At 72.0% G+C, this 10,837-nt stretch carries 10 protein-coding genes; 2 read left to right on the forward strand and 8 right to left on the reverse strand.

Going from position 1 to position 10,837, the window contains the following annotated elements; all coding sequences use genetic code 11:
- The 5 genes from MR1_RS17115 to MR1_RS17135 form a co-directional block, all read right to left on the reverse strand.
- Nucleotides 1–202, reverse strand: a 202-nt coding sequence (locus tag MR1_RS17115; protein ID WP_217996248.1) for a hypothetical protein, incomplete at its 3' end; no start/stop codon positions are given.
- 378 nt (nt 203–580) lie between these two features.
- Nucleotides 581–964 (reverse strand): RidA family protein, encoded by a 384-nt coding sequence (locus MR1_RS17120; RefSeq protein ID WP_067249788.1) that lies wholly within the window; start codon nt 962–964, stop codon nt 581–583.
- Between the two features lie 27 nt (nt 965–991).
- On the reverse strand, nt 992–1,723 hold the full coding sequence (locus tag MR1_RS17125) for an IclR family transcriptional regulator (RefSeq protein ID WP_067249790.1): 732 nt from the start codon (nt 1,721–1,723) through the stop codon (nt 992–994).
- 2 nt (nt 1,724–1,725) lie between these two features.
- Complete coding sequence (locus tag MR1_RS17130) at nt 1,726–3,318, reverse strand: N-acyl-D-amino-acid deacylase family protein (protein WP_067249793.1); 1,593 nt, start codon at nt 3,316–3,318, stop codon at nt 1,726–1,728.
- 8 nt (nt 3,319–3,326) lie between these two features.
- Complete coding sequence (locus MR1_RS17135; protein ID WP_067249795.1) at nt 3,327–4,586, reverse strand: type III PLP-dependent enzyme domain-containing protein; 1,260 nt, start codon at nt 4,584–4,586, stop codon at nt 3,327–3,329.
- Nucleotides 4,587–4,741: 155 nt separating this feature from the next.
- Here MR1_RS17135 and MR1_RS17140 point away from each other — a divergent pair, with 155 nt between their 5' ends.
- On the forward strand, nt 4,742–5,344 hold the full coding sequence (locus MR1_RS17140) for a bifunctional 4-hydroxy-2-oxoglutarate aldolase/2-dehydro-3-deoxy-phosphogluconate aldolase (protein ID WP_067249798.1): 603 nt from the start codon (nt 4,742–4,744) through the stop codon (nt 5,342–5,344).
- Between the two features lie 231 nt (nt 5,345–5,575).
- Here the strand turns inward: MR1_RS17140 and MR1_RS17145 are convergent, their stop codons facing one another.
- Nucleotides 5,576–6,919, reverse strand: a complete 1,344-nt coding sequence (locus MR1_RS17145; RefSeq protein ID WP_067249801.1) for an MFS transporter — start codon at nt 6,917–6,919, stop codon at nt 5,576–5,578.
- A gap of 178 nt (nt 6,920–7,097) precedes the next feature.
- Between MR1_RS17145 and MR1_RS17150 the strand changes: the two genes are divergently transcribed.
- The gene (locus MR1_RS17150) at nt 7,098–7,817 is read left to right on the forward strand and encodes a helix-turn-helix transcriptional regulator (RefSeq protein ID WP_084344861.1); all 720 of its coding nucleotides are present in this window, start codon (nt 7,098–7,100) and stop codon (nt 7,815–7,817) included.
- Nucleotides 7,818–7,978: 161 nt separating this feature from the next.
- Here the strand turns inward: MR1_RS17150 and MR1_RS17155 are convergent, their stop codons facing one another.
- Both MR1_RS17155 and MR1_RS17160 read right to left on the reverse strand, forming a co-directional pair.
- Nucleotides 7,979–9,457: a lipase maturation factor family protein gene (locus MR1_RS17155; RefSeq protein WP_067249807.1), complete on the reverse strand. Its 1,479-nt coding sequence runs from the start codon at nt 9,455–9,457 to the stop codon at nt 7,979–7,981.
- Between the two features lie 301 nt (nt 9,458–9,758).
- A complete protein-coding gene (locus MR1_RS17160; protein ID WP_067249810.1) occupies nt 9,759–10,688 on the reverse strand; it encodes a glycine betaine ABC transporter substrate-binding protein in 930 nt (309 codons plus the stop codon).
- Nucleotides 10,689–10,837 lie beyond the last annotated feature (149 nt).

Consider the following 10,837-nt stretch of genomic DNA (forward strand, 5'->3'; position numbering starts at 1 on the left):
CAGATGCGGCGGGATTGGCGGGTGCGGCGGGTGCGGCGGATGTGTGGTCGGGAGCGGGCGCATGGGCGGTCGGCGCGGAGGCCGCGGTGGCGGGTCCGTGCGACCCCACGCCGTGGAGGCCGAGGACGTGCATCCCGAACAGGCCGCAGAGCAGGGAGAGGACGAGGACGATCGCCCCCGGCGTCCCGATCCGCGTGCGCATGAGTACCCTTCCCCGGTACAGGATACCCCCACGGTCGTTGAGCGAGGAGCGCAGCGACGAGACGAAACGGACCCAGCCCGGGTCACCGCGTTTCGACTCGCTGCGCTCGCTCAACGACCGAACGCCGCGCCACCCCCGGTCGTTGACCGAGGAGCGCAGCGACGAGACGAAACGGACCCAGCCCGGGTCACCGCGTTTCAACTCGCGGAGACCCGCACTGAGCGAGCGCAGCGAGTCGAAGTGTCGCTCAACGACCGGGAACGGATCCACCCCGGGTCACCGCGTTTCGACTCGCTGCGCTCGCTCAACGACCGGGAACGGGGCACCCCCACCGGTCGTTGAGCGAGGAGCGCAGCGACGAGACGAAACGCGCGGAGCCTACGCCTGGGGGAAGGCCGCGACGACGTCGATCTCGACGAGGATGTTCGCCAGCTGCGAGCCCACCGTGGTGCGCACGGGGTACGGCGCGGTGAAGAACTCCTCGTAGGCGGTGTTGAACTCGGCGAAGTCGGCGAGGTCCGCCAGGTGCACGGTCGACTTCACGACGTCATCCATGGTCAGGCCGTGCACGGCCAGCACGGTCTGGATGTTGCGGAGCACCTGCCGGGTCTGGTCGGCGACGTTGTCCGCGATCGCGTGGTCGTTGGCCGGGTCCTGCGGGCCGAAGCCGGCGGTGTACAGGAAGCCGTTCGCGACCACGCCGTGGCTGTACGGGCCGGCGGGCGTCGGGGCGCCCTCCGCGTAGTATCCGGTCTGAGGCATCTCTTTGTTCCTTCCTATCGGTTGAGGTCATCCGAGCGCGCGGGCGATCTCCGCCGCGGTCTCCCGCAGCATCGGCACCCGCGTCTCCAGCCGGGACAGCGGCTCGGTCGCGCGCAGCGCGGTGACCGACACCGCCCCGACCACGCCGGCGGGCACGACGATGGGCACGGCGACGCACCCCACGAAGTCCTCGAACTCGGCGTCGTCCACGGCCCAGCCGCGGCGGGCGGCCTGGGCGAGGTCCTCGTCCAGCGCGGCGCGGGTGGTGAGCGTGTTCGCGGTGTGACGCCGCCACTCGACGCGCGCCAGCACCGCGTCGCGACGGTCGTCGGGGAGGGCGGCGAGCACGGCCTTGCCGAGCCCGCTGCAGTACGGCAGCACCGCCGCGCCCACGCGCGAGTACATCCGCACGCCCGCGGCGTCCTCGACCTTGTCGACGTACACGATCTCGTCGCCGATCAGCGCGCCCACGTGCACGGTGTTGCCCACGGCCCGGTGCAGGCGCCGGACGTGCGGATACGCGGCCGCGCGCAGGTCGAGCTGCTCGAGCGCGGCGTTGCCGAGCACGGCGAGGCGCAACCCCAGTGCGTACCGGCCGTCGCCCTGCTTCCGCACGAAGCCGACCTCCTCGAGGCTCTGCAGCTCGCGGAACATGGTCGAGCGGTGCACGTCGAACCGCTCCGCCAGTTCGGCGACCGTCTGCGGATCCGCGGCGAGGGCCGAGAGGATCCGGGCGGCGCGCGTCACGCTCTGGGACACGATCAGCCCTCCCCCGCGGTGCGGCGCAGGCCCCGGCCCGGTCGCGCGACGGTCGGCGCGCCGTCGGCGAGCACGGGAACGCCGGCGACGAACACGTCGTCGATGCCGACGGCCATCGACGTCGGTTCCTCGTAGGTGGCGGTGTCGGCGACGGCCTCCGGATCCACGAGCACGAGATCCGCCAGGGCGCCGGGCGTGACGGCTCCGCGCCGCCCCAGGGCGAAGCGACGGACCGGAAGGGCGGAGAGGTGGTGCGCGGCGTCGGCCCAGCTCCACGTGCCGAGCTCGCGGACGTACTCCCGGAGGAAGCGCGCGAACGTGCCCGCCGCGCGCGGATGCGGGTGCGCGCCGATGAAGATGCCGTCCGAGCCGCCGATGTGGCCGGGATGCGCGAAGATGCGCGCGAGCTCGGTGCGCGGCCGCGGATGCCGGACCGCCATGACCGCGCTGCACTCCATCCGGGAGGCGGCGAGCACGTCGAGCGCGAGGTCCAGAGGATCGGTGCCCGCCTGCCGCGCCGCCGCGCGCAGGGTGAGCCCGAGCGCCCACCGCCACTCCGGGGCGGCGATGTGCGCGAGGGTGATCATGTCGGGCCAGTCCGGGCCGAGGCTCGGGCTGGATGCGGCGCGGGCGGCGCCGATCGCCCGCAGCTGCGCGCGCCGGACCGGATCCCGCAGCACCGCGACGGCCTCGTCCGCGGGGAGCGCCGCGACCTCGGGCGGCAGCAGGGGCATGCCGAGGAGGGTGCATCCGCGCACGTAGGGATAGGCGTCGAAGGTCGCGTCCACGCCGGAGGCGGCGAGCGCGTCGAGCTGCGACAGCACGATGTCCGCGTCGGCGTGGAAGTGGGACACGTGCACGGGCAGCGGCGCGCCGACCTCGGCGCGGGTCCGGTCGGCGATCTCCGCCACCTCCGCGAGCCCCGCCGCCGTGCCCGCCTCGTAGCCGCCCCGCATGTGGGTCACATAGACCCCGCCCGCGCGGGCGACGGGAGCGCACAGTGCGGCGATCTCCTCCGCGTCCTGGAAGATCCCGGGGACGTAGTCGAGTCCGGTGGAAAGGCCCAGCGCCCCCTCGGCCATGCCCTGGGCCACCGCGGCGGCCATCCGGCGCACGGCCTCGGGGCCCGCTGGCCCTGCCGCACGGCCGCAGGCCTCGAAGCGGACGGTGCCCGCCGGGATCAGGTAGCCGACGTTCACCGGCGACGACCCGTCCGCCTGCTCCAGGAACGCCCCGATCCCGCCGCCGCGGTACGAGGGATGCGCGCCGTTGATCGCGGCGAAGTAGGCCGTCGCGTAGGCGCCGTCGCCGGGCGCGTACGAGACGCCGTCCTGCCCGGCGATCACCGTCGTCACCCCCTGCCGCAGCAGCGCCGTGGTCACGTCCGGATCCTGCAGCCGCCCGTCGGCGTGCGAGTGCGCGTCGACGAAGCCCGGCAGCACGATCCGGCCCGAGGCGTCCAGGACCGCGTCGTCCTCCTCCGCGGGGACCTCGCCGACGGCCGCGATCTCCTCGCCGACCACGGCCACGTCGGCCCGCGTCACGCCCTCGGGCCCGACCACCGAGCCGCCGCGCAGCACCGTCCGTCTCGACATGGTCGTCCTCAGAAGTAGGTGCGGACGAGCCCGACGACGACGTCGGATCCGGCGGACTCGACGACGGGGACGAGCCGCCACTTGTCGAACGTCGTGCACGGGTGCGAGAGCCCGAAGCGGACGACCGACCCGATCGGCAGGGCGGCGCCGCGCACGTACGAGTGCTGGTCGTTCATCGCCGAGACCGTGGCCTCGACGGGGCTCCAGGGCCCGGCCAGCTCGGCGGCCGCGGCGCGGGGGATCGGCAGGCCCTCGTCGTAGGGGAGGTCGCGCTTGCCGGCGTCCACGAGCACGAGGTCCGCCTCCGGCGCGGACACCACGCGAGCGATCCCGTGCATGGCGTTGCGGAAGCGCGGGCCGCCGTCGCCCGCGTCCGCGGCCCCCTCGTCGAACGGGGAGATGCCGCGGTAGAAGCCGTCGTCGTGCACGATGTACGCGCCCGAGCGCAGCACGAAACGCGTCCGTGCGTCCCGCTCGGCGCCCGCCCACACGTCGGCGACGAGGTCGAAGTACGCGCTGCCGCCCGCCGTGAGGTAGAGCTCCCCGTCGTCGTAGAGCGGGGCGAGGGCCCGGTGCAGGTCGAGCTGGGCCTCGAGGTATCCGCGCACCGCCGCGAGCCCGGCTGCGGACCGGTCGTGGGCGAGGCTGCCCTCGTAGCCGGCGACGCCGGCGAGGCGGAGGACGTCGGAGGCGGCGATCCGCTCGGCGATCCGCCGCGCCTCCTCGATCGAGCGCGCTCCTGTGCGCCCGCCGGCGGCGCCGAGCTCGACGCAGACGTCGACGGGACGCGGCGTGCCGGCCTCGCGGAGCGGCGCCTCCATGGCCTCGACGGTGGCGACGGAGTCCGCCCAGCAGACGAAGCGGAATCCGGGGTCGGCGAGCTCGCCGGCGAGCCAGGCCAGCGACCGCGGGTCCACCGCGGCGTTGGCGAGCATGATCGAAACCAGCCCGAGGCTGCGTCCGGTGCGGACCTGCCCCATGGTCGCGAGCGTGATCCCGAGCGCTCCCGCGTCGGTCTGGCGGGCCCACAGCTCGGGGGCCATGGTCGTCTTGCCGTGCGGCATCAGATCCAGACGGCGCTCGACGCACCAGGCGGCCATCGTCTCGACGTTCGCGCGCATGGCGTCGTCGTCCAGGACGACCAGCGGCGTCCAGAACTCCTCCAGGCGGGGCCCGGTCGCGAGGAACTCCTCGACCGTCATGCCGATGGCCCGCGCCGGCAGCCCCTTGTCCTGTGCGGTCAGCCGCGCGTCATCCATCTCCGTCATCCTTCCGCCTTCTTCCTGGGTTGTGCATATGCCGCAACGGTCATTGCACCATACGCATCATGGGTCGCATCATGGGACCGGCGCCGGCGCGCCCTGTCCTGCCCGGACGGCGCCGGCCGGGCGCCGCCGACAAGCCTCCGGAAGGACCAGGGACCATGACCGACAACACCGCATTCGACGACCTCTTCGGCAGCGTCCCGCTGATGGCGATCCTGCGCGGCATGGGCGTGGAGCGCACGCTCGCGACCGCCACGCGCGCGTGGGACCTCGGGATCACCGCCGTCGAGGTGCCGGTGCAGAGCCCCACCGACGTCGAGGCGCTGCGCGTGCTGGCCGCGGCCGCCCGCGAGCGCGGGCTCACGGTGGGAGCGGGCACGGTCGTCTCGGACGAGCACGTGCGCCAGGCCAAGGAGGCCGGCGCCGCGTTCACCGTCAGCCCGGGCCTGGACCTCGACGTCGTGCGCGCCTCCCACGACGCCGGGATGCCGTCGCTCCCCGGCGTGTCGACCGCCACGGAGGTGCAGCGGGCCCTGGGTGCGGGGCTCACCTGGCTCAAGGCCTTCCCCGCGTCGTTGCTCGGGGCCGACTGGTTCCCCGCGATGCGCGGGCCGTTCCCGCAGGCGCGGTTCGTCGCCACCGGCGGCATGGACGCGGGGAACGCCCGGGCCTTCCTGGACGCCGGGGTGCGGGTCGTGGCCGTCGGGTCCGCGCTGGACGACGAGAGCCAGCTCCCCGCGCTCGCGCGCCTGCTGGGCTGACCCCCGGTCCGCCCTCCGGGGCCCGATCCGAACGCGACCCGGGCCCCGATCCGTCCCGCCGCCGCCCGATCCGCACACCCTGCCCCGATCTGCACAGCCTGTCCCGATCTGCACAGGCGTCGAGTCCGTCGGTGTGCGGAACGGGACGACGTGTGCAGATCGGGACGACGCCACGGACGGGCGCGCCACGGACGGGCGGGAGGGGGACGGAGCGGAGGGGGACACGGGTGCTCAGGAGGGGCGGGCCGGGGCGATCTCGTGCAGGCGCCCCGCGCCTTCCACGTCCGGACGGATGGAGGCGATGAGCGTCGCGATGACGCCGACGACGGCGATCACCGCGGCGTACGCCACCACGGGCCAGAACGCCCCTCCCGCCGCCGCGACCAGAGCGGTGCAGATGAGCGGGGCGAGCCCGCCGCCGAGCGTGTTCGACATCTGGTAGCCGATGTTCACCCCGGTCGTGCGTGCCTCCGGATCGAACATCTCGACCAGCATCGTCGACAGCGTGGCCTGCATGGCGACCCCGAAGACGACGAACCCGAGGATCTGGCCGAGCCAGATGAGCCACATGTTCCCCGTGCTGAACAGCATGAACGCGGGATAGACCATCGCCGCGAAACCGAGGCAGCCGATGATGTAGACCGTGCGCCGGCCGATCCGGTCCGAGATCGCGCCCCACAGCGGGGCGACCACGATCTGCAGCAGACCGACCATCATCGTCCCGGCGAAGCCCATCCATGCGGGGAGGTGCTTGTTGGAGACCATGAACGCCAGGCCGTAGGTCAGCACGACGTACCCGGCGATGGACTGCGGCAGGCCGATGAGGATCCCCATGATGGCGTTCTTCGGGTGACGGAAGACCTCGACGAGGGGGTTCGGCTTCTTGCCCGACGTCTCGATGTGCAGCGTCTGGGTCTGCACGAACTCGTCGGACTCCTCCAGGTGCCGCCGCAGGATGACGGCGACGATCGCGAGCACGATCGACAGCACGAACGGGATGCGCCAGCCCCACTCCAGGAACCACGAGCCGGGGACCAGGCCCAGCGCGGCCATGAGTCCGCCGGAGAAGACGTTCGCGATCCCGGCGCCGCTGATGAGGAAGGCGCCGTAGAGCCCGTGCTTGCCGGTGGGCGCGTTCTCGACGACCATCGTGGCCGCCCCGCCCATCTCGCCGCCGACGAAGAAGCCCTGCAGCAGGCGGAAGAACAGCAGCAGGAGGGGAGCTGCGACGCCGATCGCCTGATCCGAGGGGATCAGTCCGATGCCGGCGGTCGCCACCCCCATGCCGATGACCGTGCTCAGCAGCACGACCTTGCGTCCGACGCGGTCACCGATGATGCCCCAGACGATCCCGCCGATCGGACGGAGGAAGAAGCCCACGGCGAATGTCGCGAACGAGGAGAGCTGGGCGATCACCGGGTCGTTCGCGGAGAAGAAGACCGCGGGGAACACCGCCGCGGAGGCGAGGCCGTAGAGGTAGTAGTCGTAGTACTCGATGAGAGTGCCGATGGCGCCACCGGCGACGTTTCGGCGCTGCACGCGGGACAGACCGCGCGTCGGGGCGAGGGTGGTCATGGCGAGCCTCCTTGCTCTGCGTGATCCGCCCGGCGGGCGGGAGGAGGGGATCCGGGTCCGATCCGGTCGGATCGGGGGGGTGCGCATTCGGGATGGGCGGGGATAAGCTAACAGCCGGATAGACATTCTGTCCAGCACCCAGATTTTTTGTTCAACCGATGCGGGTTCGGGAGCGACGATGACGACGACACGCACAGCGCCGGAGGAGGCCGTGGCCGCCCTCGCCGGCGAACGACGCACGTACGAGAGCGCCGAGCAGGTCCTCGAGGTGTACCGGCCGGTGATGCGCGCCCTGGCCGCAGCGGCCGGCCCCTCCGTCGAGATCGTGCTGCACAACCTCGACGGCGCCGACGTCGACCTCGGGCACACCATCGTGGCGATCGAGAACGGCCACGTCACGGGGCGCGCGGTGGGCGGCCCGTCGACCTCGCTCGGCCTCGACGTGATGAAGGACCGGAAGAAGGATCACGACGCCTACGGATACACCGGCTTCACGTCGGACGGACGAGAGCTGCGCTGCTCCTCGGTGTACTTCCGCAACGATGCCGGCGACATCATCGCCTCGCTGTGCGTCAACGTGGACCTGAGCCCGCTGAAGAACGCCCGCCAGCTGCTGGACGCGCTGCTGCCCGCCGTCCCGGCCGACGAGAACGCGCCGCGAGAGCACTTCGGCACGGACCTCGTGTCGGTGATGGACTCGATGATCACGGACGCCATCGCCGAGGTCGGCCACCCCGTGGCGCAGATGTCGCGCGAGGACAAGATCGCCGTCCTGGAGCGGCTGGACCGGCGCGGCGCCACACAGATGCGCAAGTCGGTCGAGGCGATCGCGAAGCGCCTCGGCATCTCGCGCGTGACCGCATACGCCTACCTGGAGGAGGCCCGCTCCCGCGCCTGACCCCCGGTCGTTGAGCGAGGAGCGCAGCACCGAGACGAAACGCGCCCACCCCCGGGTCACCACGTTTCGACTCGCTGCGCTCGCTCAACGACCGAACACCGCCATCCCACCGGTCGTTGAGCGAGGAGCGACGCACCGAGACGAAACGCGCACACCCCCGGTCAGCGGCCGATCGGGCGGACCACGACCCGACGGCGGTCCCGCACCCAGACGTCGCCCGTGGCGCGGTGCTCGGCCCGCGTCGTGAAGCGGTACCGGTACGACACCGCCCGCACCCACCGCGGCGGCCGCCCCTCGAACGGATCGCGGGCGAGCAGTCGCAGCGTCGCCGGGTCGGCCTCGAGCAGCCGCCCGAGGAACCGCCCGAACCACTCCTCCAGGGACCACCCCAGCGGCAGGAACCACATCAGCCAGTCCAGCCGCAGGTGGTACGGCGCGAACTGCCGGGGGATCCGCGCCACGTCCCCCGGCTTGCCGCGGAAACCGTACTCCTCCCACCGTGCGGCCTCCGGATCCGGATCCTCGGTCCCCTCGACGACGATCTCGATGCGCACCTTCGTGACCGACCCGAAGGCGCCGTACGCGTTGGCGAGCTGCCAGCGGGTGAACGAGGCGTTCATCTGCTGGTCGCGTGAGGCGAGGTTGCGCAGCGCCGGCCACGACAGCACGAGGTACGCGGCCGCGACGATCCCCGTCACGACGAGCCAGGGCACGGGGATTTCCCCGAACGGTCCGGACCAGGCCCGCGCGCCCCCGGAACCGGGGATCCCGATCGCGGAGCATGCGAGCACGATCGTCGCGGCGTTCAGCCACGCGAAGTTCCCCGTGAGCACCAGCCAGAGCTGGGTCGCGATGACGATCCCCGCGCCGACCATCCCGACCACGGCGCCGATGCTCGCGAGCGCCGGCGCCGCGTCGCGGAACAGTCCGAGGATCGGCGCGAACGGCAGCCACGGCGCCCCGAGCTGCGCGACGTGGTTCCCGACGACCTCGAACCGATGGAACCACGCGGGCAGCAGGTGCGCCTGGCGGCTGAGCGGCCCGGGCATCGGCTGGGTCTCGTGGTGGTACATCAGCGCCGTGAGATCGCGCCACTCCCGCCCGCCGCGGATCTTGATCATCCCCGCGCCGAACTCCAGCCGGAACACCAGCCACCAGAACAGCACGATCACGACGGTCGGCGGCGGCTGATCCCCCGACCCGAGGAACGCGGCGAGGAACCCGGCCTCCAGCAGGAGCATCTCCCACCCGAAGCCGTAGAAGGTCTGACCGATCGACGAGATCGACATGTACCCCAGCCACAAGGCGAGGAAGCAGAGCATCGGCGCCCAGGGCGGACCGAGCTGAGGGAGACCGGCGACGACCGCGGAGGAGACGACCATGCCCGCGACGCACAGGGCGACGAGGCGCCGGTCCGTGTACCGGAGGTACCGGAACAGCGTCGGGCGCAGCAGTCGGGCCCGCTCCTTCCGCTCCCCGATCCACTCCAGCAGCTCGGGGGCCGGCAGCAGGCCCCGTTCGCCCAGGAGCGGGCGGAACTGGTTGAGCGTAGAGAGGAACGCGACGAGGTACAGCGCGGCGATGCCGCGCTGGAGCACCTCGCGCGCAAGGCCGAAGTCGACGGCCGCGAACCCGTCCATGGCGGAAGGCTACGCGCGCCGTGCCGGGGCGGGAACGGGGGTTGCGTCTCCGCCTCCGCGACACCTGACGTCGGCGGCGTCTCACGAGAGGCCGCCGCCTCCCCACGTTTCGACTCGCGGAGACCCGCACTGAGCGAGCGAAGCGAGTCGAAGTGTCGCTCAACGACCGACACCCACCCGCCACCCGTCGTTGAGCGAGGAGCGCAGCACCGAGACGAAACGCCGCATCACGGACGGACGAGGCCCCACGTTCCTCAGGGAGCGTGGGGCCTCGTCTCACCCCGCCGAGGGGCGGCGCGGATTACTCCGCGATCTCGGTCGGGAAGGCGTCCGGGTACTTCGACACCCACTCGGCCACGGCCTCGGCCTCCTGGCCCTCGTCGTACTGGTTGACCACGAGATCCTCCAGGGCGCCGTACTGCTCGTCGTCGAGCGCGATGCCCTCGATGAGCTCGGCGGCCTCGGGGAACTTCTCGGTGAAGCCCTTGGTGGCGAGGAAGTGCAGCGCCTCCGGGTCGCCCATGGCGCCCTTCGGGTCCTCGAGGTCCTTCACCGGGAAGGCGTCGTTCGCCCAGAAGGGACGCCACAGCGTCACGACGATGTCCTTCTGCGCCTCGGTCGCCTTCTTCAGCTCCGTGAGCATGGCGGCGGTCGACGAGGTGACGAGCTCGTACTCGCCCTCCAGGCCGTACTCCGGGAGCATCGACTCCTGCGTCTGCTTGGTCAGGCCCGCGCCCGGCTCGATCCCGATGATCTTGCCGTCGAACTGCGCGGCCTTGCCCTTGAGGTCCTCGATCGAGGTCAGCTCGGAGTACTCCGGCACCGCGATCGTGAGCTTCGCGTTGTCGTAGTAGGCGCCGAGGTCCTCGATGTCCTTGCCGTACTTGTCCATGTAGGACTTGTGGGTCAGCTCGGGCCAGGCCGACGGGTAGATGTCGACGTCGCCCTGGGCGAGACCCGTGTAGAGCGGTCCGGCCTCGGTCAGGGTCTTCATCTCGACGGTGTAGCCGACCTTCTCGAGCTGGTCCTTCAGCAGGTACGCGGTGCTCAGGCCGTCCGTCCAGGAGGGCAGGAACCCGAGCGTGATCGTGCCCTTGTCCCCGCCGGGAGCGCCGTCGGTGTCGCCGCCTCCGCCGGTGCCGCCGGTTCCTCCGCTCGCGCAGCCCGCGAGGGTGAGGGCCGCTGCGGCGGCGAGAGCGGTCAGTGCGGTGAGGTGCCTCTTCTTAGCCATGTTGACGTCCTTTTCGTATGTCGTTCACTCGGTTGCAGGGTCGTGGTGCGTCAGTACGTGATGGGTCGGGTATCGGTGCGTCAGAGGGTCGCGCCGCGGCGGGGTGAGGCCATCGCCTGCTCCGCTTCGGCCGCCGCCTCCGCGGAGCC

Source organism: Microbacterium resistens NBRC 103078, from assembly GCF_001552355.1.
GTDB lineage: Bacteria > Actinomycetota > Actinomycetes > Actinomycetales > Microbacteriaceae > Microbacterium > Microbacterium resistens.

Bases quoted from the DNA above. Each gene is read 5' to 3' on its own strand.
- MR1_RS17130 (WP_067249793.1), bottom strand. From the start codon at position 3,318: ATGTCGAGACGGACGGTGCTGCGCGGCGGCTCGGTGGTCGGGCCCGAG.
- MR1_RS17150 (WP_084344861.1), top strand. From the start codon at position 7,098: ATGACGACGACACGCACAGCGCCGGAGGAGGCCGTGGCCGCCCTCGCC.
- MR1_RS17140 (WP_067249798.1), top strand. From the start codon at position 4,742: ATGACCGACAACACCGCATTCGACGACCTCTTCGGCAGCGTCCCGCTG.
- MR1_RS17120 (WP_067249788.1), bottom strand. From the start codon at position 964: ATGCCTCAGACCGGATACTACGCGGAGGGCGCCCCGACGCCCGCCGGC.
- MR1_RS17155 (WP_067249807.1), bottom strand. From the start codon at position 9,457: ATGGACGGGTTCGCGGCCGTCGACTTCGGCCTTGCGCGCGAGGTGCTC.
- MR1_RS17160 (WP_067249810.1), bottom strand. From the start codon at position 10,688: ATGGCTAAGAAGAGGCACCTCACCGCACTGACCGCTCTCGCCGCCGCA.
- MR1_RS17135 (WP_067249795.1), bottom strand. From the start codon at position 4,586: ATGACGGAGATGGATGACGCGCGGCTGACCGCACAGGACAAGGGGCTG.
- MR1_RS17145 (WP_067249801.1), bottom strand. From the start codon at position 6,919: ATGACCACCCTCGCCCCGACGCGCGGTCTGTCCCGCGTGCAGCGCCGA.